Raw genomic sequence first — 22,651 nt, 5'->3', positions numbered from 1 at the left:
GAAAATCGGAATCGTGCTTTTGAGGGGCAACAAAAGTGGCCGCTCACTGTATCGTCTACACTGCTTTGGCGAAGCGGCGGACGTAGCGGTTCCGAGACATCTTCGTTCCGTTTCTGGTCAGTACTTTTGTATTGAGGAAACGAGATGTTGCATGTGGCAGAAATTTTCCGATCTAGACCCGTTCGCTGATCCGCGCAATATCGGCACAAAGCCATTCGGCCAATGCACGGATGGTGTCTTCGTTACGCGAGAAGAAGACCCACTGCCCCACCTTTTGCGTTTTGATCAGGCCCGCCCGCTCCAGCTGGGACAGATGACCAGACACCGTCGACTGCGATAAGCCGCTTCGAGCGTGAAGCATGCCCGCTGACACAGATCGAAACGCGCAATACTCCGCTTCCGTAAAGTACTCGTCCGGATTGGCCAGCCACTGCAGTACTTTTCGACGGAAAGGATGCGCCAGCGCCCGGATGGCTGCATCGAAGTCAATCGTCGTTCCGTTCGTGCTCATTGCTGACCTATCCCGTGCGATGCCTCAGACGGCACTACAAAGCTCGAAGTGGCGGCTAGTGAATGCCCGCACCGTCTCGAGTACCCCTGCGACATCCAGACCATTCAGTGCAAGCAGTCTGGAGCGATCCCCGTGCCGAATGAATTCATCGGGAAGCCCAAGACGCAATACAGGCACCGCCAATCCTTCAGCCGCGATCAGTTCCGCACATGCGGCACCCGCGCCGCCCGTCACCGCGCCTTCTTCGATCGTCACAATCACATCGTGCGTTCCCGCAACAGTCAGCAACAGGTCTTCGTCAAGTGGCTTGGCGAACCGCATGTCCACCACTGTTGCGTCGATTTCCCGTGCCGCTTCCATTGCAACCGACAGCAGCGGCCCGAATGCAAGGAACGCCACACGTCGATCATCATGTGCGGCGGCCTGGCGTCGAATGATCCCCCTGCCAAAGGGAACCATCTCGTTCGTGTGTGCGATAACGTCGGAGCCTGTCTTCGCCCGGGGGTAACGGACGGCGCAGGGGCCCGAATAGGCGAGCGCCGTGTTCAGCATGCGGTAGCACTCGCTTTCATCGGATGGCGTCATCACGACCATGTTGGGAATGCACCGAAGCGCCGCGATATCGAACGCACCGAGGTGAGTGGCGCCGTCGCCTCCCGCGATCCCGGCACGATCGACAGCAAACAAAACGGGCAGATCTTGCAACGCGACATCGTGGATCAGCTGGTCGTAGCCGCGCTGAAGAAAGGTCGAATAGATTGCGACGACTGGCCGCATCCCTTCCGCCGCAAGGCCAGCGGCAACCGTTACCGCGTGCTGTTCGGCAATGCCCACGTCGATGTAGCGATCGGGAAATCGCTGCTCGAATTCGACCAGACAGGAGCCTTCGCGCATCGCTGGTGTAATGCCGATAATTCGGTCGTCCTTCGCCGCCGAATCGCAAAGCCACTGGCCGAATACCTCGCTATAAGTGCGCTTGCCGCCTGCGGAGGGAATCCATCCATCGATCAGATCGAACGGGCCCGGTCCGTGGTACGCAACGGGATCGAGTTCCGCGCGTTCATAACCGCGCCCCTTCTGGGTGACGACATGAATGACATGCGGACGGGCTCGCGTCCTGGCGTCTCGCAGTACGGCCAGCAGCGCCGGAATGTCATGTCCGTCGACCGGTCCGATATAGTCGAGACCGAGCGCTTGGAATAACGAAGATTGCTCGTCCTGCCATTTCCCGCTCAGCGACTGCAGATGATCGTTCAGGCTGCCGACGGCAGGTGAAATCGACATGCCGTTGTCGTTCAGGATGATCGTCAGCGGCAATGTCTTGCAGGAACCTGCGTGGTTCAGCGCCTCGTACGCCATACCCGCCGATAACGCACCGTCCCCGATGATCGCCACGGCGCGCGCGCCACGATTGCGCAGTGCCAACGCCATGCCGACCGCCGCCGATATCGAGGTTCCCGCGTGTCCGACGCCGAACGCGTCGTAGGGCGATTCTTCGCGGCTGGGAAAACCTGCCATTCCGCCCACCTGGCGCACGCTTGCCATGCCCGCTTTGCGACCGGTCAACATCTTGTGCGGATAGCTCTGGTGACCGACGTCCCAAACCAGTCGATCTTCTGGTGTATCGAATACATAGTGAAGTGCGACAGTCAGCTCGACCACGCCGAGACTCGATGCAAAGTGGCCGCCCGTCGCCGATACGCTTTCAAGCAGAAACTCGCGAATCTCGTCCGCAACACGCTGGAGTTCGCTCTCTCCAAGACCTCGCAGTCTTGATGGCGAATCGATGGTGTCAAGTAAGCTCATTACATTCCAATCCTGATGTTCAACGAGGCAATCAGGGTCTTCCCAACGCCCACCTCTCCAATACTAAGGTTTCGGCGCGGTGATCTTTGGCCAATGTTCACCACCCGCAGGACAGGTTTCGAAAGCACGTGACCACGCCCGGCCGAGGCGCGAATTCGAAACAATCTGGCCTGAATCGGCGACAGAAAATGTTCAACCTCAACGTCGATATCCAGGCGAACTGGATTCTCTCCGCTGCCGTCAGCAGGTCCGCTGCAATGTGGTGCTGCGGACCCGAAGGTTTCAGACGCGTCGAGGGTGCCCTCTTCATGCCCGGCTACGATTCGAGTCGCGTCGAACGTTCGCAGGCCCGCGATGGCGCCGAATCCACGAACCTGTCGTTTCAGTGGTAGCTAGAACATATCCGCAACCTGCTGACGCCCGGCGCCTTCGCCACCCGCCTTCTGACGATTTCGCGAGGGGATGAACGGCCCGGTGATCATATTCGAATAGCTCTGGCCCGGACCCACCATCGGATAGACATCGGCGTTCTGGTCGATCATGACTTCGAGGAAAGCAGGCCCATCGAAATCCAGAAACGCCTTGAGCTTCGCGTCCAGTTCGCTGCTCGCATCGACGCGTGCGGCAAAACCAAACCCATCGGCCTGTGCCGCCATCACGAAGTCCTTGCGGTGAAGCGTCTTGTCGCTGACGCACAAGCGACCTTCGTAATACAGATGCTGCCACTGCCGGATCATGCCGTCGCCGAGATTGTTGAGCAGCAGGACCTTGACGGGAACACCATACGTGCTTGCCGTTTCGAGTTCGCCCACGTTCATGCGGATACTGCCGTCGCCGTCGATGTCGATCACCAGCGCATCCGGTTGCGCGAATTGAGCGCCGATCGCCGCTGGCAGCCCGAAACCCATCGTCCCCATGCTGCCGGAGGTCAGGAAGTTTCGCGGCCCGACGAAGTCGAAGAACTGCGCAGCCCACATCTGATGCTGGCCGACACCTGTGCTGATGATTGCGCGCCCGCCCGTGATTTCACTGAGCCGCTCGATGACGTACTGCGGCTGAATCGCCGGATTGTGCCTGTCGTAGTTCATGCCGTAGGCCCGCTTGAGGTCCTGCACATGTTCGAGCCACTCAGAAGGCGCTTGCACATCGCGACCGTCACCCATCAGCGACAGAAGCGCGTCTCTTGCATCGCCGACATGAGTCCAATGTGCTCGCTTGACCTTGCCGATCTCCGCCTCGTCGATGTCGATATGCGCGACGTACCGTGCGCGGGGCGCAAATGCTTCGGGCCGGCCACCAGCGACCCGGTCATCGAACCGGGCACCGACCGCAATCAGATAATCGCAGTCTTCGACCGCGTAATTGGCACAGGCCGAACCGTGCATTCCGAGCATGCCCAGCGACAACGCGTGCTTCACGGGTATCGCGCCGAGTCCCATCAGCGTCGTCACAACAGGGACTTTGTAGCGTTCGGCAAATTGGCGCAATTCCGCCGTCGCGCCCGCAGCGATCACACCGCCGCCGACATACAAAAGCGGCCGCTTGCTTTGCGCGAGCAGTTCGAAGAATTCATCGCGCTTGTCCTCGCCGAGATCGGCGCCCTTCGCCACCATTCGAAGACGGTCGGAGTAGCCTCGAAACTGCAGCGTCCCATGCCCGTGGTACGTCCCCACCCAGTTCTGGATGTCCTTGGGCACATCGACGACGACGGGACCAGGCCGACCGGTGCGCGCAATGTCGAATGCCGTCCGCAGCGTCTGCTCCAGTTTCGCCGGATCGGTAACCAGAAAGACCTGTTTCGCACACGCCGACATGATGTTGAATACGGGCGCTTCCTGAAAGGCATCGGTGCCGATCACGGCACGCGGCACCTGTCCGCATATGAGCACGACAGGAACGGAATCACCATTGCAATCGGCGATGGGCGTCACGGCGTTGGTCGCCCCCGGACCCGAGGTGACCATGAATACGCCGACTTTTCCGCTGGCGCGCGCATAACCCGCCGCCATGAATCCTGCCGCCTGTTCATTGGCAGGAACGACGAGCTTGATCTGACGCTCGGGATTGTGCTCGTGCAGTTCGTTGAAGCGAAAGACTGCGTCGTATGTCGGAAGGATCGCGCCGCCGCTGTAGCCGAACACGGTATCGACGCCCTGTTCGCTGAGTACGCGCAGGATGATGTCGGCGCCCGACATCGGCTCGCCGGCGTTTTCTGATCTCTGGAGAACTTGTGAAGCGACGTTTGGGTTGCGGGTCATGGTTGTCTCGAATGGAAAGGGCGCTGATCGTTTCAGCGGCCCGATTCAAAGGCCAATCTCCCTTCCAACTCGAGAACAACGTATGTTCAGCACCAGCTTGCGGACGATCGACCTGACGGGTTCTCCGTGCATAGCCAACCCGTCCAGCACGTTTGTGATGTGCAACCGGAAGAATTGCGAGGAGGTTTCGCCTTCATTGTGACAAGCATTGCGCCGGCGCGATTGCCCAACAAGCGCATTCGCGGGCCAAACTGAGGCCGTTTTCGGCCATCGCCTTCACCGACTTTGTGGTGCACTATTCAAGCGAACGACAGCACGAAGTTGAGGAAACCTGATTCTGCAGTTACTGACAAAAATAGCAAAGCGACCTGCAAACCTGGCATTCCGGAAAAAATACATTTGAGATTTTCTGATCACGACACAGTGACGGTGAATTCTTACGATAAGCTGATCGACTGCGCGTTACCAGGCTTCAAGGCATTGCGTGATGCGTTGTAGTGAAGCGTCCAACATGAGCTACCCGTGGGCGTGCTTACAGTCAATGAAGGTCACGAAATGAAAGTCGCCGTTGTCATATTTGATGGTGTGCAAGCCCTGGATGTCGCAGGCCCACTGGACGTGTTCGCCGAAGCCAACACATTTCTTCCCGAGCATCAGCGGTATCAGGTCTCGTTCGTGGGATTGGAAGCGGGCATGGTCACGGCATCCAATGGGATGCAACTCGCCGTGCCCTTCGGTTATGCGGATTTCGACACGCAATGCGACCTGCTGTTGATAGCGGGCGGACCGCAATTGCCCGACTTGCGTCCGCCCGTGCCGTTTCTCGACTGGTTGAGGCGTCAGGCGAACGGCGCGACCCGGTATGGCTCCGTTTGCAATGGCGCTTTCCTGCTCGCGCATGCGGGGCTGCTCGATCGCCGCGAAGTGACGACCCATTGGGCCGATGCCGGACGCCTCGCCGACGATTTTCCTCAAACGTGCGTGCAGCCCGACCGGATTTTCATTCGCGACGGCCGCCTGTTCACTTCAGCGGGCGTCACTGCGGGCATTGATCTTTGCCTGTCGCTGGTGGCGGAAGACTGGGGGCATGAACTGGCCGTGCGCGTCGCGAAGCGGCTGGTCGTTTATATCCAGCGTGAAGGCGGGCAGTCGCAATACAGCCCTTACGTCGGTGTGCGCAAAGACGACGATCCCATCATCGGCAAGGTGCAGCGTTACGTGATGGACCACATTACGGACGTGCTCTCAATCGAGCAACTCGCAAGCGCGGTTTCCGTCAGCCGACGCACGTTCTCGCGCCTGTTCGCCAAGTATGCAAAGGTGACGCCTTCGGCATTTGTCGAGCAGGTCCGCGTCGATACGGCGAGAAAGCTGCTCGAGGAAACGGATGCGCCACTCAAGACCGTTGCATTCAAATGCGGCTTCCACAGCGCCACGCACATGCGTACGACGTTCGCCCGACGGCTCAATGTGACGCCGAAACAGTATCGGCAGCGCTTTCGAGGAGAAGTGGGCGAACACACGTTGGAACTCGATGCGCTCGCCGAGTGAACCGCGTAAATCGGGTTATGTTCCAGGCACGCGTCCCGCACGTGCCGTCTAACCAATCGTCATCGAAAGGCACGCAATCTTCATGACTCACCCCGACTCGCTTCAAGGTCTACCGGACATTCTCGATACCGGCTTATCGGTGGTGTTTTGCGGGATCAATCCGGGGCTAGCCGCGGCATCCGCGGGCCATCACTTCGAGGGGCGGGGAAATCGGTTCTGGCGAGTGCTTCATCTGGCGGGCTTTACGCGCGAACAGCTACGCCCTGAAGACGACCATTCATTACTGCGCGACGGGTGCGGCCTGACGACGGCAGTATCGCGCCCGACAGCGCGTGCGGAACAGTTGTCCCGATCGGAAATCAAGGCGGCCGCGCCTGAATTCGAGCGAAAGATCACGCAGTACGCGCCGCGCTATATCGCCTTCCTTGGCAAGATGGCGGTTTCCGAATTGATCGGCAAACGCGACGTCGATTGGGGACTTCAGTCAGTCACATTCGGCGGCGCACGCGTCTGTGTATTGCCCAATCCCAGTGGCCTGAACCGCGCGTTCAGTCTGGATGCACTGGTTTGCGCGTATCGTGAGCTTCGTCTCGCGGTCGACCCGGTGCAGGCGCACCTTGAATCCACTCGCACCCGATAACCTACGTCTTACGGTTCGGCCAGATCAGCGACCGCACTTCCCACCCTCACTGTCTTCGGCGCATCGACAAACTGAAGGTGCACGTTTCTGCGCAGCGTTTCAGTCACGAATTCGACGAACGAGCGAATCTTCATGCTCGTACCTTTTCGCTCCACGTGCAGCAGATTCACCGGAATCGACTCCGGCTCGAACGCTGCCAGGATTCGTTGCAGACTCCCACTGAGCACTTCCGGCGCTGCCTGGTACGAAAGCAATTGCGTGATGCCCACGCGATCGACGGCCGCCATGACAGCCGCAGGCGCCAGATCGACGATCATTCGCGGGCGAACGCGAACGGGCAACCTCGAACCGTTTTCGTAATACAGCCATTCAAGCGGATGCGTCACGCCCGTGAAGGACACGCAGTGATGGTCACTCAGTTGCCTGGGATGAAGGGGCTCCCCGAGCGCGTCGAGATAAGCCGGGGCCGCATAGGTGCGGCGGCTCACGGAACCCAATGGCACGGCGAACACCGAAGAATCGCCAAGATGACCGATGCGGATCGCGATATCCACCCCTTCTTCGATCAGCCGCGTCGTTCGGTCGACATAGACGACATTCACGCTGACGTCCGGATAGATGTTCGCGTAGGCGTTGATGAGCGGGGCAATGAAGCGCTGGCCAAACAGGACGGGCGCGGAGACAGTCAGTGTGCCCGCAGGCTTGCTTTGCTCTGCGGCGATATTCGATTCCGCATCCGCGATGGTATCGAGTACTCTGCGGCATGCTTCGAGGTAGAACATGCCCGCGTCTGTGGGACGGATTGACCGTGTGGTCCGCGCAATCAGCTGCGCGCCGACTCGTGTTTCCAGCGAATTCAGCGCCCTCGACACCGTGGGAGCCGACATGCCGAGCTTCTCTGACGCGCCGGTAAAACTGCCTCGATCAACGATGGCGACGAACACCTCCATCTCACGAAATTTGTCCATCGTAATTCCCGACTTCAGTTCTCGACGCGATTGTATGTCCGCTTTTCCGCGTCACGCCCGGCCTGGCTCAATTCGCGCACTGAATGGCCCATAACATGCTGCGTGCGCGCTTCAAGAACCCAAGTACATCTCCGACAATCGACCAGGTCGCGTGACCTTGGGAGCGGGTATGTTCCGGCTGAAGCTTAGATCGACTCTGTTGAAGATCGGTGTGTTTGTCGCAGTGGGCGGCCCGCTTGCCGCATTCAAAGGATTACTCTCCGGTCATGAAGAGATAGCCTCGTACGTGGCCATTGCCGCCGTCATCGTGGTTGCAGGTTTCGTCGTCTTGCTCAAGTCGACCCGTAGTGATGACGCGTGATTGCCATGGCCGGTTGCAAACCGCACCGGCCATGCCGGCCGCTATGCTTCGAGGATGGCCACGTTGTAATCTTCGTCGTTGAAGGCAACGAAGAACTCTTCAGGCATCAGCCACGAATCCACGCTGACCGTATTCGCAGCGACATTGACGTCGACTTGCGCATCCGCGTCGACGCTCTTCATTGCACGCTGGATTCTGGAGATATCGTCAGACTGAATTGCTTCTTTAACTGAGAATTTCATTTTCGCTCACCAATCAATAACCGTTAATCAATTGCAGGCCGCCGGATTCATTCGACTTGATTTGATTCTATCCGGCGCCTGGATTTGCGTCGATGCACGTAAAACAACTATGTGTTTCAGATTCAGAATGATTCATGCGGAATCTATTTTATGGATTACTGCAAATGCAGCGACCTCGGCTCCAGCCCTCGATCCTGGCCGGACAGCAGAGATTGCGGCCAACCTTATGACAATAGGCGCTCATTGATCGTATGGAAAAAGTCAATTTCCATCTGATCGCCAAAAATCCCGGCAAAACGCGCATGGCCAGATTTCAAAATCAATTGGCCTAAAACGTTACACGCGGCAGCTTTAAGAAAACCTGTTCAACTCCTAGAATTGATCAGGTCATCGCACGGTAAAAACGCCGCTGCAATTCCGGGTGAATTAACCACGTAAATGATCAGGAGATCATTGCCAAGGTCTTTTCCTGGAACGCCTGAGGTCTCCGTCAGCGTCCATCGTCTGAGGGTCCATCCAGATGCGATGCGTTGTTGAGGACTATTTGCCGAGCGCACCCCTATGACGAGTGTCAATCCCTCGATGACTGAAACGGCCGGCCCGGTTGTTGCATCGTCTCCCGCCCCGTTGCCTGCCGCGCAAGCACCGACGTCCGCGCCTCCGGCACCCGCGCAAGCGGAGATGTCGTTGCGCCTGGCGATTGGTCTGAGTGGGATGCTGCTCGCGTCGCTGCTGGCCATCGTCAACGAACAGGTCACGGCACTTGCCATGACGGACGTGCGTGGCGCGCTCTCCATCGGACATGACGACGGCAGCTGGCTGACCGTTCTGTTCGAAGCCGCCAACGTGTCCACGATGATCTTTGCACCGTGGTTCGGTATCACCTTCACCCTGAAGCGGTTCACGATAGGTGCGGTGGCGGCCTCGATGCTGTTTGCCTTTCTCTGTCCGCTTTCGCCGAACCTGTCCACGTTTTATGTGCTGCGTGTGCTCCAGGGCGTCGCCGGCGGCTGTCTGCCGCCCATGCTGATCATCGTGGCGTTGCGCTATCTTCCGCCCAGAATCAAGCTGTATGGGCTCGCAGGATATGCGCTCACAGCAACCTTCGGGCCGACGATCGGCACGCCACTCGCCGCGTTGTGGACGGAGTATGTCAGCTGGAAGATGGCGTTCTGGCAAAGCGTGCCGTTCGGACTGTTGAGCTGTGTCGCGATCCAGTACGGCCTGCCGCAAGATGCTGTCAAGCTCGAAAGGTTCCGGACGTTCAACTGGATCGGATTGATCACAGGCGGTCCGGCTGTTGCCATGCTAGTCATTGGACTGCTACAGGGCGATCGACTCGACTGGCTGAATTCGACGTTTATCTGCGTGATGCTGTTCGGCGGAACGCTGCTTTTCATCGCGTTTCTCGTCAACGAGTGGTATCAGCCGGTTCCGTTCTTCAAGCTGCAGTTGCTGTACCGCCGAAACTTCTCGCATGGTTTGTCGACGCTGGTGGGCGCCGTGATGTTGCTGGTCGGTGTCGCTGTGATTCCCGCCCAGTTCCTTGCGAAGGTGCACACGTACCGGCCGCTTCAAACCGCGCCGCTGGCGTTGCTGGTTGCCATTCCACTGCTGATTACGCTTCCGCTGACGGCCGCCCTGCTGAACACGCGCCGGATCGATTCGCGTTGGGTCATGGCGTTCGGACTGTCGCTGGTCGCCACTACGTGCTTTCTCGGAAGCTTCATGACTTCCGAGTGGGTTCGCGAGAACTTCTACTGGCTCCAGTCGTTGCAGATCGTGGCGCAGCCGATGGTGATCGTCGCCATTCTGATGGGTGTGACAACGGGCTTGCCGCCGACGGAAGGGCCGTTCGCTTCCGCCATGTTCAACTCGCTCAAGGCATTCACCGGCGTGGCGGCAACGGCGCTGATCGACGGTCTGGGCACGGCCCGTGAGCATTTTCATTCGAGCATGCTGGTCGACCATCTGGGCAACAACGCATTGATCGCGAGTCAGAGCGTCAACGCCGCACATGGTCTCGGCGAACTCGCGCATCGGATTCACGAGCAGGCGGTGGTGCTCACCTCCGCCGACCTTTATCGCGTGATGGCGGTGATCGCCGTTGCCGTTCTCCTTCTCGTCCCAGTGCTGCCGGTGCGTATCTATCCGCCGTGGAGCACGACACCGCCATCCAATCGCTAACCATTGATTCATATGTCATTCCTCACCCGAATTCCCCCCAAACTGGCGCGCATCGCCGCGGTCGTGGTCGTGCTGGGCGTTGCTGCCTGGGGTTGTACGAAGCTGCTTGCCAATCCGGATTACGAATCCACCAACGACGCCTACGTGGCCGCCGATTTCACGCTGGTGGCGCCGCGTATTGCCGGACAGGTTTCCGAGGTACTCGTCGAGGACAACCAGCAGTTGAAGGCCGGGCAATTGATGGTGCGTATCGACGATCGCGACTTCCAGGCGGCGTTGCTGACTGCGCGGGCCGACGTGGCGGCCGCCAGGGCATCCGTCGCGAACTACGACGCCGAGATCGCGCGTCACCCTTCACTCGTCGAACAGGCGCGCGCCACGCTGCGCTCCGACGAAGCGTCGATCGATTTCGCACGCGCCAATGCGGCGCGCTACCAGAACCTGTCGGAGTCCGGCGCGGGCACGATGCAGGAACATCAGCACGCCGCGAGCGCGCTTGCCGAGCAACTCGCGCAACAGGCGCATGATCGCGCCGCGCTGGCCGCGACCGAACAGAATCTCGATGTGCTGCGCACGCAGCGCGACAAGGCCGCCGGTGCGCTGGCCCACGCCGAGGCCGCGCTGGAGCAAGCCAGGCTCAACCTCTCTTACACGGAGATTCATGCGCCCGTCGATGGCAAGGTGGGCAGGCGTTCCGTGCGGGTCGGCGCGTTCGTCACGCCCGGTGCGCCGCTGCTCGCGATCGTGCCGCTCTCCGACGCCTATGTGGTCGCGAACTTCCAGGAGAACCAGATCACCAACATGCGGCCCGGCGAGCGTGTGCGTATCAAGGTCGACAGCTTTCCTGGCGTTGTCATTCAAGGGCATATCGACAGTCTGGCGCCTGCTACCGGCGTGAGCTTTGCGCCGATCGCGCCCGACAACGCCACGGGCAACTTCACCAAGGTCGTGCAGCGCGTGCCCGTCAAGATAACGATCGATGCGGGCCAGCAGGCGGCATCTGCATTGAGCGTGGGGCTGTCTGTCGAAGCAGAAGTCGCGGTGAGCAAACATGGCAACGCGACGATCGCGGGAGCGGACAACAAATGAACGCGCGCGCGTTTTCCATTCGTACGCCCGCGTTGGCAGGTTTGCTTTGCTTTGCACTGAGCGGCTGTCTGGTGGGCCCCAACTTCGAACGTCCGACGTCGGCCACGCCCGACGTCTTCAATCGCACGCAGACCGCACAGGCGCCGAGCAAGGCGACCGAATCCGAGTTCAATCCGGATTGGTGGCTGCTGTTCAATGATCCCACGCTGAACGCGCTCGAACAGAAACTGGCCGATGCGAACCTCGACGTAGCGGCGGCCTCTGCCCGTCTGCGGCAAAGCCGCGCCGAGCAGCGCGTGGCGGGCGCGGCGGAATATCCGACGCTCACGGGCGCCGCTTCGTACAACCGCGAGCGCGGCAGCGAGAATGGCATTCTTTCGTTGCTCGGCGTTTCGCCGACGGACAGCCAGCCGCAATCGGCTTCGGGCAGCGCTCCGCTTGGCGTCGCGCCGCTGCCGGGAAGCAAGGGTTCGCCCGCTTATAACCTGTATCAGTTCGGTTTCGACGCGTCATGGGAAGTCGACATCTGGGGCCGTGTTCGACGCAGCGTGGAAGCCGCGTCGGCATTGACGGATGCCTCGTACGAGGAGCGCAACGCGGTGTTGCTGTCCGCGCGTGCCGAGCTCGCGCGCGACTACATTCAACTGCGCGACACGCAGGCTCTGCTTCAGATCGCGCATCAGAATCTGGAGATTGCACGTGACGCCACCCGGCTCACGCAAACGCGCGTACGCGAAGGCGTGACGACCGATCTCGACGTAGCCAACGCATCCGCACAGGTCGCGACGATCGAAAGCCTGATTCCCACGCTCGAATCGCGCAGCGAAACGACGATCAATGCGATCGGCGTGTTGCTGGGCGAGCAGCCGGGCGCGCTGCGTCAGATGCTCGCCGGGACACGCGACGTTCCCGGACTTCCGAATCAGGTGCCGATTGGATTTCCGTCAGAACTCGTACAGCGCCGGCCCGACATCAGAAAGGCCGAGGCTCAGTTGCACGCGGCAACGGCAGCGATCGGCATGGCGAAGGCGGACTTTTATCCGCGCATTTCGCTTAATGGCAGTGCGGGATTCCAAAGTCTTCAGCTGTCGAATCTGGCGGATTGGGCATCGGGTCAGTTCGTCGTCGGACCCTCGATCACGCTTCCGATTTTCGAAGGCGGACGCCTCAAGGGAACCCTGCAGTTGCGCGAGGCCCAACAGCAGGAAGCGGCGATCGTCTACAAACATACCGTGCTTCAGGCCTGGCGCGAGGTGGATGATGCGCTGATCGTCTACGACGCTGAACAGCGAAGGCATGATCGACTGGAAGAAGTCGTGAGCCTGAATCTGCGAGCGCTCTCGATTGCGCGGCAGCGCTACAAGGCCGGGGCCGTCGATTTTCTCGACGTGCTCAATGTGCAGCGGCAATTGCTCGACGCGCAGAGCAATCTCGAACAAAGCAAGGCCGACGCCGCCGCCAACCTCATCACCTTATGCAAGGTGCTCGGCGGCGGATGGGAGTCGTCGTACGCGCAACAGGATGTGCGTCATTGAAGCAGCGCAGACGACGCGCGCCACCTTCCCCGTTTATCCGTTTCTTAAGCGCCGTGGACACGCGTCTGCGGCAGGTCGCCTCTGGAGAGCATGATGAAATTGTTTGTTCGCACGCTGGTTATCGCAACGGCCCTTGCCGTCCCCGCATTGTCTCAGGCTGAGGAAAGCAGTCCTCCCGTTCAATCGCAGCCGAACAGCGCCTCCGAATCCGGCTACGGCGGCAGCGCGGCTGGAAAAGACCAGGCCGGGTCGCAGAAGAAGGCGGGAGGCTTCTGGCATCGCGGCGGCAGTGCGTCGGGCGACAACTGTACCGGGCCCATCAGCTATTGCAGCATCTTCTTCGGCAACTAGGCGCAGGATCGATCACCGGGTAAGCCGTCGGCAGCGGACGCAATGCCCGGCGACTTCGCCCGGGGCCGGCCAGCGAACCCGACGCGTTCAGGCTCATCAGCGATAATGCACGGCATCTGGTCAACCGGAATCCGACCCTGCCGCGTATGAGCAAAACCGTAAATCAGCAACGCCGCATCGACGCGATGCTGCGCGAAGCCGTGGCCATGCAGCAAAACGGAGCGCAGCCCGAGGCCGAGGAGATCTATCGCGAGATTCTCGCGCTACGTCCCATGCACTTTGACGCGATCCAGCTGCTCGGCGCGCTGTCGTTACAGGCCGGGCGCATCGACGAAGGCGTCGGCCTGTTGCAGAAAGCTGTGTCGATCAACGGAAAGCAGGCACCGTTGCACTCGAATCTCGCGTACGCGTATAACGCGCAGCGCCGCTTCAGCGAGGCGCTGGCTAGCGCGAACCGCGCGCTGGCGCTGCAACCGGACTTCCCCGATGCACTGAACAATCGCGGCAACGCGCTTGCCGGACTCGACCGGCCGGCGGAAGCACTGGCGAGCTTCGAAAAGGCGCTCGCCTTGCAGCCCGAACTTGCACAGGCATGGAACAACCGCGCCTGCGTGTTGCGCGACCTCGACCGCCCCGCCGACGCGCTCGCGAACTGCGATCAGGCTATCGCGCTGCAGGCCCGTTATGCCGACGCATGGAGCAATCGCGCGAACGCGTTGAGCGACATGAACCGTCCGCAGGACGCGCAAGCGAGCTATCAGCGGGCGCTCGAACTCGCTCCCGCATTCGTCGATGCCTGGAACAATCTCGGCCTCACGCTGGTGGACATGAAGCTGCACGACGACGCGCTGCAGTGCTACGAGCGCGCGCTCGCGCTGGACGCCGATTGGGCAGAGGCGCATTGGAACTACGCGTTGTGTCTGCTGCAGATGGGTCGGCTCGAACAGGGCTGGCGCGAGTACGAATGGCGCTGGCGGCGCCATCGCATCAAGGCGTCTCAGCGGAGCTTTACACAGCCGCTATGGCTGGGCGAATTTCCGCTCGAAGGCAAAACCATTCTGCTGCACGCCGAGCAAGGGCTGGGCGACACGCTGCAGTTTTGCCGCTATGCGCCGCTCGTCGCTGCGATGGGCGCAAGAGTCGTCCTCGAAGTGCCGAAGGAACTGATGCGACTGCTCGCGACGCTTCGCGGCGTCGCTGAACTGGTCGAGCAGGGCCAACCGTTGCCGGCCTTCGATTGCCATGCGCCGCTGCTCAGTTTGCCGCTCGCGTTTGGCACGAACCTCGCAAATATCCCGTCCGGGGCACCCTATGTCAGTGCGGACAACGCGAATGCGCAGCGCTGGACGCAGCGGCTGGCTGGCGACGGCGCGCCTGCGCTGAAGGTCGGGCTGGTGTGGGCGGGCGGAAATCGTCCGCATGTCGCCGAGCTGAGGAAGACCGATGCGCGGCGCTCGGTGACGCTCGAAACGCTAAGCCCCATCCTCGATGTGCCGCATGTGCGCTTTTACAGCCTGCAGAAGGGTCCCGCCGCAGAACAGTTGCGTGAGCACCAGGCGTTGAGCGAACGGATCATCGACTACACCGATGAACTCGATGACTTCGCAGACACGGCTGCGTTAGTAGCGAACCTCGATCTCGTCATTACGGTCGATACCGCCGTTGCTCACCTCGCAGGGGCGATAGGCAAGCCGGCGTGGATCATGAACCGCTTCGATACGTGCTGGCGATGGCTGCTCGATCGCACGGATAGTCCGTGGTATCCGGGCGTCCGGTTGTTCAGGCAACCAGCGCTCGGTGACTGGGACAGTGTGGTGAAAGCGGTGCGTGATGCGCTAGGCGCGGAGAGGTCTTAGCGACTCATCACCGCGAGAAAATCGTTGAGCCTATCCCGCTTCATACCGGAACCGCGCAGGCCGCTCGTAGTAACCGTCGCCTGCACGCCGCGAAAATTACGGCGGCCATCGCGCAGTTACTCTCGCGCCCTGCACGGTTGTGACGCGCTGATACGCTTGCGCTCACTGCATCGGGATCCGATCCCTAATTGCTGGCCGGCGACTTCGTGGTCGGGGTTGCAAGCGTATTGTTAGTCTTCGGGGCCGGTGTCGAGCTGTTGTTCGGGCCCTGCTGCATGCCTGTGTTCGGCGAGCCGGCACTCATACCGCTGTCCGAGTTGGCTGCGCCTGGCGTGCCGTAACCGCTCGTCGAGTCGTTCATCTGGTTCGTTGCCGGGCTGGACGTGCTGCCATGGCTCGACGAACCGCCACCTGCCGCGCCACCCGCTGTCTGTGCATAAGCGCCGCCCGACAGCGCGAGCGCCGCGACGGCCGCGATGAGTGCGCTGGTTGCCTTGTTCATGATCCGTTCCTCCTTGATTGAACTGGAATATCGACGCAGACGATCGCCGCCTGCTCGACCATGAATTGAGCAATCACCGTGCCGCTGCTTTTCTTGCGGTACTGATACGCCACGCCTGATTCAATCGGCATGAACCGGCCCGAATGCGCCATCGAAATGAGTGTTGTGAAGCGCGCGAGCGCTTGATGCTCGTACTCGCCTCACCTCAGCTTTGCGCAATGGTCTCCCACGCACCCGATCGCGCCGAGCGAAACACAGCGTCGATCACACGCATATTGGCGCGCGCATCTTCAAGTGGGATAGCCTGCGGGGTTCCACTCAGTATCGCCTCCGCGAACGTGGCGGCAGCGACACCATATTGATCGCACGCCGGAATCTCCACCCAGCGATCAGTCCCGGCACCGGCGCTCGTGTTCTCACTCACTAACAGACGCGTCGGCCGATCGTTCGGTGCATTGAATGGAATCTCGACCTCGATTCGCCCCTTCGTACCGTGAAATTGCATCCGCTGATACGGGTGCGTCTGAGTCGAGTAAAAGAAACTCGCCTGCACACCGTCGAAGTCCATCAGCACGGAGCCTAGCCGGTCCACTTCGAATACGGGGTCCTGCTCGATCAGCGCAACCACGCGGCCTGGCTCAGCCCGGGTAACGAAGCGTGACGTCGTGATGGGATAACAACCGATATCGAGCAGACCGCCGCCGCCCAGTCCGCTCTGGTTGCGGATATTGTCAGGGTTCGTGTTGTTATAGGTGAAGCCGCCCGTCACCGCCCGCAATTCGCCAATCGCGCCGTCGTCGATCAAGCTACGCACCTTCAACCATTGCGGATGCGTGCGCACCATGAAGGCTTCCTGGATGCATCGGCCGCTCCGGTCGCGCGCCGCGATGAGCCGTTCAACCTGCTGCGCGTCGAGCCCGATCGGCTTCTCACACAGAACGTGCTTGCCCGCCTCGACGGATTTGATCGTCCATTCCACGTGAATGTGATTGGGCAGCGGAATATAGACCGCGTCGATTTCCGGGTCCGCAAGCAGCGCTTCGTAACTGTCGTATGCGACGCTCAAACCATATCGGGCCGCGGCTTCCCGGGCCTTCTCCTGAGAGCGCGACGCGATGCCCTTCACCCGGCACTTCGGCGCGTTGTGCATGGGCACGACAACCTTGTCGTTGATCTTCGCGGTGCCCATGATGCCCCAGACAACTTCATTCTTTGCCATGACATTCCCTTTTCCGATTGAGTCGCTGAAGAGAGCAGGCCAAACGAGCGCGTGAGCCTGCAAGTCCATGAGGCCATGAAAGACCCGAAGCATTCCGTCAGGCCAGTGTACTAACTGCCTGGATTTCTGCCGAGATACGCAACCACCGCCCCCGTCAGCGCGATACCGCGCAATTCCTCCGGCGATGCCAGATGTGCCGCGACGATCTCGCGATTATCGAGCCGCAGTTCGGGCATGCGATCGAGGTGCAGTTCGAAGAAATGCACCTGGTCTCTCCGTCCCTCCCAACTGCCGCAGATGCAGCCCGCAGGGCGTAATGCGTGCGACGACAGGCCAATCTCCTCCTCCAGTTCGCGCCGCGCAGCCGCATCAGGCGCCTCACCGGGCTCGATACTGCCGCCGGGAAAATTCCATTCGGCGCGGTACGATGACTTCACAAGCAACAGTGCCTGCCCGACGTAAATGGCGACTAGCGCGCCCTCATGACGAGGCCGTCGAATCTGCCACCAGACGCGGGCGAATCGATAGCCGAGGCGAAGCACCATGCGCCAGACAAAGTCGATAAACATGGCCGGTCGCGCTCGCTCAAGGCTCGGCATTGAGTTCTCTCCTTACGTTCGTGGCTAGCGGATCTTACCGGCGCGCCATGTCCCGGTTCGATTAGTGGAAGGCGCTCCCGGCGCGCAGGCGATAACGCTGAACGGCCATCACCAGGCAGATGCCGGCTGACGCCATGATATTGGCAACGGGATAAAAAGCGACTGCCACCGTCCATTGTCTCAAGGCGAGTAATGCAAGAGCATATTTGACGACGCACAAGACGAAATAGACGAGGCTTTCGCCCCAGGGATCACGAACCGTCTTTCGGACCGTCGGACCGAGGCCCGCAAGTTCGATCACCGTCACCAGGCAGACCGAGAGGGTTGGGTCTTCAGTCAGTATCCAAAGCGGTATGGCTAGCAACGCTGCCCCAAGAAACATCCAGTCGGCTTTTGTCCAACTTCTCTCGCCTCGATAGATGCTCGCCACGAAAATCAGAATACATGTGACGGCGATCGCCGCCGTGCACCACGCAGAGGGCCCTGCACCCGCAACAAATTGACCCGCAGCAGCGATGGTCGTGACAATCGACCAGATTAACCACGTGAAAAGATGCGGATGAACAGCGCGCCTGAGAATCGCGAGTGCATAGGGAATGGCCGCCAGCAGCGATACAACTGAACCGATCACTCCAATTATCGAAGCGGTATCGTGGTCAATGTTTACCATTGCAGTGGATTCTGTTCATGCACCCGCAGCAGACGCGAGAAGCGTGCGCCATAAACCCGCTTAGCCCCGGAGGTTGCGCTCGCAATCTTCCCAATATCGAAGCGGGTCGTGATGCTCCGGATAGTGTGCCTTGAGCCATACCGACAGCCTGGTCCAATCCGGATGGTTGGTACCCGTCTGGGCCGACCAGGTCGACGACCTCTCAAGAATTTGTCCGTTCATGCGATCACGCACCAGCAAGCTGCCCAGTCCGCTCGAACTGTTGGCCTGTGACTCGAGCTGATAGCGCGGCAGAATCCTGAGCTCGGCATCCTCGGCCCACCCGTACAAGGCGCGGACCACGCCGGACGGATCGCGCAACTCGATGGGGCCGCTTTTCGGGCGAACGGCGGCCCATCCTTCGGGAAACTCGGTGACGACCTCGTTTTTGCCTTCCCTCACCCACTTCACGCGCCACGCCTTCACCATCGATTCACGCATGCGCGATATCGACTCGTAGCCGGCGGGCAATTCAATCGCCATCGGAAGTGAAATGAGGTTGTCTTTCCACAGTTTGGACTCCTCGTCCACGCGCTCGACCACGTCGAACGCCCCTGCTTCGAATGGGTTCTCAGGCCGGCTCGATGTCTTCACGCTCCCGGCAGGCAGTCCTTCGAAAAGGCGCTCGGCATCATGGCGCGTAAGTTTCGTCTTTCCTTTCTTCATTGGGTTTCTCTGCAGCAAGGTTGTCGCGAGCGGCCGCGTTGTAACGACTGGAATCGGGCGTTACTTCCGCTCACGCGTCTGAACGTGCTTACGTTCCTGTTCTGCGCTATTCGGCTTTTTCAGCGTGGAAGGCGGCAATTGCGCCGCTCGTGCAGCCACCCGCCGAATGGCCAAAGCACGTGTGTATGAGAGATTATAGGCCGCTGGAACGGGCGGACGTCCCATTGGGCTGCCGGCGCCTTACCGTGCATGTGCGCACCGCATGCGGGCCTTCCGCGCGGGTGTCTCGAAAGGCGCAAACTGTTTCGATAACGCGGCGCCCTATGCACACGTGGTCCAACGGAGAAAATCATGTCCGCGACCGAGCCGTGGGTATGTCCGACGTGTGCCATTCAGGTCACCACGCCTTTCCGTCGGATGTGGTGAGTTCGAGAAGATAGCCGCGCACCTCGCGCACGTTCACGCTGTCGCCGCTTGTCATATTGACACCGACGATACCCATTGCGCCTTCCGCGATCAGGCGAACACCGAGAAAACTCATCGCCGCCCCGATCGCAGCATGGGGAAATTATTCCGAATCGCGATTTAACAGGCTTCAATCAGAACATTTTTCCAATTTTGATTCGCTTCCAATTGACTGTATTTAACAATTTCCCGCACAGCAATTGCCCGGTGATTTAAAGATTTCAATTCGATTTTTCAGCGTGCCTGAAGAGAACGGAGAATCACCGTAGAATGGCGCGGCCAGATAAAGCACTTCCATGTATATCAAGCGGCCGCGGGAGCTAAATAGTGAATCCGTATCTATATCATTTCGATACCGGCACTTATCCAGGCAATCAACGATTTGAAGTATGGCGAGACGAGGTCAATGCGATATTCGATGTCGATATCGACCCGTCCGCGTCGGCGCGCTTTGACTACCGGTTGACGACCGGTTATGTCGGCTCGCTATTGATGGGCTGCGGCACGTGGTCGGGGCAGGGTGACCCCGTTGCCTATGGCGTCAAACGATCGACAAAAATGCTCCGCAGCGACGGACTCGATCATTTCTATCTGTGCCTCGGCATTACGCATTCATTGACGGGATATGCGGGGCGGCAGCCGATCCACGCGCAACCCTCAACCATTTATTTGCTCGATCTCGCGTCCGAGCTCGATTCGGAGATTGTCGCCGGCGACACGATCATTCTGACCGTGCCGCGCGACCTGCTTCCCGAGCGCGTCAAGTCCGCGAGACTGCACGGCACGGTTCTGCATGGGCCAATGAGCTCGCTGCTCGCCGATCATCTGTATTCGCTGCGCCGTCAACTGCCGCATCTGTCGCCGGCCGATATGCCGCACGTCGAGCAGGCCACGCTGGCCATGATCTCGGCCACGCTGGCGCCGTCCGTCGAAGCGCTCGCCGAGGCCGAAGGAGAAATCGACCGGGCGATGATGACGCGCGTGCGCCGCTTCATCGATGCGCACCTCACGTCCCCCGACCTCGATCCCCTGGGCATCTGCAAGGAAGTGGGCGTTTCGCGCGCGCAGCTCTACCGGCTGTTTTCGCGTGAATCGGGCGTCGCCTTCTACATCCAGCAGCGGCGCCTCGCTGCCATCCGAGACATACTCGAAAGCGGCAAAGCGCGCGATCAGCGCATTTCCACGCTTGCGTTTCAATATGGCTTCAAGAGCGAGTCGCACTTCAGCCGCAGTTTCCGCCAGGCATTCGGCTGTTCGCCGACGGAAGCCCGCGACCTCGGCATGCAGCGCGATCGGCAGGTTGCACCAACACGGCGCCATGTTCCATCACGACCCGGTTCGTTGCGGGAAGTGCTCGACAAGCTCGACAAATAGCGGTTCTTGAGACGCACAGTCAAGCAATTGAGACGCACAGGCCAGATCACACCGCACAACGCTGCTAACATTTTTCCTGCCTGACCGGTCAGGAATAGCACGCACGTCGAGAGCTTCGACTCCTCACTGCAACTGCGCATTCCGGGCACGCCGAGCCGAATGGATCGCGTGTCGCGCGGCGCTATTCCGACGTCCATTCCAACGAGAATCGGGGTTCGAAAAATGAAGTCTCGCCAGTTCGCACTCTGTGCAATCCTGGCTTTGTCAGCCTGCGCCCAAACTTCGAATTCAAGCAACGTCGTGCGCATTTGCGACGACCAGGGATGCTCGGATCGACCGAAGAACCAGCAGACATTCGACGCCTCCAGCAACGCTAAAAACGCCCGTCAGGACGAGCGTATCCATGCCTTGAAGCAGACGGCCGAACACGACCCGCGCGCCGCCTACGACCTTGGCCTGCGCTACTTCCGCGGCGACGGTGTGCGCCAGGACAGTTATCAGGCGCTGGTGTGGATGAGAAAGGCGGCAGAAGGCGGCGACCTGCAAGCGCAGAAGGCGTTGGGCAGTTTCTATCTGTTTGGTCTCGAAGAGATGGGACCGGACCCGCGCGAAGCAGAAAAATGGCTGCTGATGGCAGCGGGCCGCGGCGATCAGGAATCGAAGCAGTTGCTCGCGCAAGCAAGAGCCGCAAAGCAATCCGATGAAGACTATTACCGGTGGCAAACCGAATGGCGGCCGGTTTACTACGGCTATTGGAGCGCGGGCTACGCGTATCACGGGTATTGGCGCGAGCGCGCGTGGTACGGCTATTAAAGGGCTTTTATCCGGGTTGAATCGACGGTCGAAGTCGAAGCATCCTCATGTCGAACCATCCATTACGCACACTACAACATGACTCTCATTACAAAACATCCGGCGGTTAAGAGCATGCTCTCGATCGTCATGATCGGGGCGCTCGGCGCTTGCGGCGGCATGGTGTCCACCGGGGGACAGAGCGCGGGCGTGTCGGGCGCGGCAGGCGGCGCAGTCAGCGCCGGCGCGGAGGAAACGCTGGAGCGCTGCACGGCGCCGCTCGGCACGATCGCCGTCGACGACGGCCGCAACGCCGACTGGTTCGGCCCATTCGGCAGCGCCACTCAGGTCACGACGATCGAACCGCTGCTGCGTCTGGCCGTCCAGCAATCGAACTGTTTCGTCATCACGTCGATCGGCAATCAGAAGACGGATGCGCGCCTGAGCCGGATCACGTCGCTGCAGCGCAATTCCGGCGAATACCGCGCAGGCTCCAAACAGCAGAAGGGCCAACGCGTTGCCGCCGACTACTACATGGAACCGCAGATCGTCATCAACGACTCGGCGATCGGCGGGGTCAGCGGCGTGCTCGGCGGGCTCGTGGGCAACGCCGCCATTGCGAAGATTGCGGGCGGCATGCAATCGAAGGCGTCGGTGGTGACACTCACGCTATTCGACGTGCGGTCGGCGGTGCAGATTTCGGCGGCGGAAGGCAATTCCACCGCGACCAACTACGGCGCAGCACTGGCGGGATTCGGCGGCACGGCAGGCGGCAGCCTGAGCGGCTTTTCGAAGACGCCGGAAGGCAAGGCCACCGTCGCCGCGTTCATCGACGCGTACAACAAGATGGTCGTGGCGCTGCGCAGTTACAAGGCACAGGACGTCAAAGGCGGTCTTGGCCGCGGCGGCCAGTTGCAGGTCAACTGACGGGATAGTCTTGCAGTACGCGAGGAGACCACTAAAACCGGGA

General features: G+C 60.3%; 24 protein-coding genes. 12 read left to right on the top strand and 12 right to left on the bottom strand.

Annotated features, from left to right (window positions below):
- Positions 1-172 precede the first annotated feature (172 nt).
- Both C2L66_RS30170 and dxs read right to left on the bottom strand, forming a co-directional pair.
- Complete coding sequence (locus C2L66_RS30170) at positions 173-511, bottom strand: ArsR/SmtB family transcription factor (protein WP_060609781.1); 339 nt, start codon at positions 509-511, stop codon at positions 173-175.
- A 24-nt stretch (positions 512-535) separates the two neighbouring features.
- A complete protein-coding gene (gene dxs, locus C2L66_RS30165; protein WP_060609778.1) occupies positions 536-2,317 on the bottom strand; it encodes a 1-deoxy-D-xylulose-5-phosphate synthase in 1,782 nt (593 codons plus the stop codon).
- A gap of 188 nt (positions 2,318-2,505) precedes the next feature.
- Here dxs and C2L66_RS30160 point away from each other — a divergent pair, with 188 nt between their 5' ends.
- The gene (locus tag C2L66_RS30160; protein WP_060609776.1) at positions 2,506-2,709 is read left to right on the top strand and encodes a hypothetical protein; all 204 of its coding nucleotides are present in this window, start codon (positions 2,506-2,508) and stop codon (positions 2,707-2,709) included.
- Here the strand turns inward: C2L66_RS30160 and ilvB are convergent, their stop codons facing one another.
- Positions 2,710-4,575, bottom strand: coding sequence for a biosynthetic-type acetolactate synthase large subunit (gene ilvB, locus C2L66_RS30155; protein ID WP_176056881.1), 1,866 nt, complete (start codon positions 4,573-4,575; stop codon positions 2,710-2,712).
- Between the two features lie 555 nt (positions 4,576-5,130).
- Between ilvB and C2L66_RS30150 the strand changes: the two genes are divergently transcribed.
- Positions 5,131-6,126 (top strand): GlxA family transcriptional regulator, encoded by a 996-nt coding sequence (locus tag C2L66_RS30150; protein ID WP_060609770.1) that lies wholly within the window; start codon positions 5,131-5,133, stop codon positions 6,124-6,126.
- Positions 6,127-6,208: 82 nt separating this feature from the next.
- A complete protein-coding gene (gene mug, locus C2L66_RS30145; protein ID WP_060609767.1) occupies positions 6,209-6,766 on the top strand; it encodes a G/U mismatch-specific DNA glycosylase in 558 nt (185 codons plus the stop codon).
- 8 nt (positions 6,767-6,774) lie between these two features.
- Here mug and C2L66_RS30140 read toward each other — a convergent pair whose 3' ends face one another.
- Positions 6,775-7,734, bottom strand: a complete 960-nt coding sequence (locus tag C2L66_RS30140) for a LysR family transcriptional regulator (protein ID WP_060609765.1) — start codon at positions 7,732-7,734, stop codon at positions 6,775-6,777.
- A gap of 169 nt (positions 7,735-7,903) precedes the next feature.
- Between C2L66_RS30140 and C2L66_RS30135 the strand changes: the two genes are divergently transcribed.
- The gene (locus C2L66_RS30135; protein ID WP_060609762.1) at positions 7,904-8,095 is read left to right on the top strand and encodes a DUF2964 family protein; all 192 of its coding nucleotides are present in this window, start codon (positions 7,904-7,906) and stop codon (positions 8,093-8,095) included.
- Between the two features lie 41 nt (positions 8,096-8,136).
- On the opposite strand, the gene C2L66_RS30130 is transcribed toward C2L66_RS30135, so the two are convergent.
- Positions 8,137-8,277, bottom strand: a complete 141-nt coding sequence (locus C2L66_RS30130; protein WP_310042536.1) for a hypothetical protein — start codon at positions 8,275-8,277, stop codon at positions 8,137-8,139.
- A 621-nt stretch (positions 8,278-8,898) separates the two neighbouring features.
- Here C2L66_RS30130 and C2L66_RS30125 point away from each other — a divergent pair.
- The 5 genes from C2L66_RS30125 to C2L66_RS30105 all read left to right on the top strand — a co-directional run bounded on the left by C2L66_RS30125 (position 8,899) and on the right by C2L66_RS30105 (position 15,355).
- On the top strand, positions 8,899-10,524 hold the full coding sequence (locus C2L66_RS30125; protein WP_060609759.1) for an MFS transporter: 1,626 nt from the start codon (positions 8,899-8,901) through the stop codon (positions 10,522-10,524).
- Positions 10,525-10,536: 12 nt separating this feature from the next.
- On the top strand, positions 10,537-11,613 hold the full coding sequence (locus C2L66_RS30120) for an HlyD family secretion protein (protein WP_054931489.1): 1,077 nt from the start codon (positions 10,537-10,539) through the stop codon (positions 11,611-11,613).
- Positions 11,610-13,148, top strand: coding sequence for an efflux transporter outer membrane subunit (locus tag C2L66_RS30115; RefSeq protein WP_054931488.1), 1,539 nt, complete (start codon positions 11,610-11,612; stop codon positions 13,146-13,148). The genes C2L66_RS30120 and C2L66_RS30115 overlap by 4 nt, the downstream gene beginning before the upstream one ends.
- A 93-nt stretch (positions 13,149-13,241) precedes the next feature.
- Entirely contained in the window at positions 13,242-13,499 is a 258-nt protein-coding gene (locus C2L66_RS30110) for a hypothetical protein (protein WP_224101732.1), read from the top strand.
- Between the two features lie 146 nt (positions 13,500-13,645).
- Positions 13,646-15,355, top strand: a complete 1,710-nt coding sequence (locus C2L66_RS30105) for a tetratricopeptide repeat protein (protein ID WP_060609756.1) — start codon at positions 13,646-13,648, stop codon at positions 15,353-15,355.
- A gap of 184 nt (positions 15,356-15,539) precedes the next feature.
- Here the strand turns inward: C2L66_RS30105 and C2L66_RS30100 are convergent, their stop codons facing one another.
- From C2L66_RS30100 to C2L66_RS40890, 7 genes are all read right to left on the bottom strand, one after another.
- The gene (locus C2L66_RS30100) at positions 15,540-15,857 is read right to left on the bottom strand and encodes a hypothetical protein (RefSeq protein WP_054931485.1); all 318 of its coding nucleotides are present in this window, start codon (positions 15,855-15,857) and stop codon (positions 15,540-15,542) included.
- Positions 15,854-15,988, bottom strand: a complete 135-nt coding sequence (locus C2L66_RS42195; protein ID WP_257722149.1) for a hypothetical protein — start codon at positions 15,986-15,988, stop codon at positions 15,854-15,856. The genes C2L66_RS30100 and C2L66_RS42195 overlap by 4 nt, the downstream gene beginning before the upstream one ends.
- A 74-nt stretch (positions 15,989-16,062) precedes the next feature.
- Positions 16,063-17,076 (bottom strand): Gfo/Idh/MocA family protein, encoded by a 1,014-nt coding sequence (locus tag C2L66_RS30095; RefSeq protein WP_060609754.1) that lies wholly within the window; start codon positions 17,074-17,076, stop codon positions 16,063-16,065.
- 110 nt (positions 17,077-17,186) lie between these two features.
- Positions 17,187-17,675, bottom strand: a complete 489-nt coding sequence (locus C2L66_RS30090; RefSeq protein ID WP_054931483.1) for an NUDIX domain-containing protein — start codon at positions 17,673-17,675, stop codon at positions 17,187-17,189.
- A gap of 61 nt (positions 17,676-17,736) precedes the next feature.
- Positions 17,737-18,345 (bottom strand): hypothetical protein, encoded by a 609-nt coding sequence (locus C2L66_RS30085; protein ID WP_060609751.1) that lies wholly within the window; start codon positions 18,343-18,345, stop codon positions 17,737-17,739.
- 60 nt (positions 18,346-18,405) lie between these two features.
- The gene (locus C2L66_RS30080) at positions 18,406-19,050 is read right to left on the bottom strand and encodes a hypothetical protein (RefSeq protein WP_054931481.1); all 645 of its coding nucleotides are present in this window, start codon (positions 19,048-19,050) and stop codon (positions 18,406-18,408) included.
- 397 nt (positions 19,051-19,447) lie between these two features.
- Complete coding sequence (locus C2L66_RS40890; RefSeq protein ID WP_158512197.1) at positions 19,448-19,591, bottom strand: hypothetical protein; 144 nt, start codon at positions 19,589-19,591, stop codon at positions 19,448-19,450.
- Between the two features lie 251 nt (positions 19,592-19,842).
- Here C2L66_RS40890 and C2L66_RS30075 point away from each other — a divergent pair, with 251 nt between their 5' ends.
- The 3 genes from C2L66_RS30075 (at position 19,843) to C2L66_RS30065 (ending at position 22,608) form a co-directional block, all read left to right on the top strand.
- Complete coding sequence (locus tag C2L66_RS30075; protein ID WP_060609747.1) at positions 19,843-20,889, top strand: helix-turn-helix domain-containing protein; 1,047 nt, start codon at positions 19,843-19,845, stop codon at positions 20,887-20,889.
- 222 nt (positions 20,890-21,111) lie between these two features.
- Positions 21,112-21,702 (top strand): tetratricopeptide repeat protein, encoded by a 591-nt coding sequence (locus C2L66_RS30070; protein ID WP_060609743.1) that lies wholly within the window; start codon positions 21,112-21,114, stop codon positions 21,700-21,702.
- Between the two features lie 114 nt (positions 21,703-21,816).
- Positions 21,817-22,608 (top strand): hypothetical protein, encoded by a 792-nt coding sequence (locus tag C2L66_RS30065; protein WP_098021710.1) that lies wholly within the window; start codon positions 21,817-21,819, stop codon positions 22,606-22,608.
- The last annotated feature ends 43 nt before the right edge of the window (positions 22,609-22,651 follow it).

It is taken from the genome of Paraburkholderia caribensis, assembly GCF_002902945.1.
GTDB lineage: Bacteria > Pseudomonadota > Gammaproteobacteria > Burkholderiales > Burkholderiaceae > Paraburkholderia > Paraburkholderia caribensis.
Note: the sequence above shows the minus strand (reverse complement) of the source record. Positions and strands in the feature narration are given on the sequence as shown.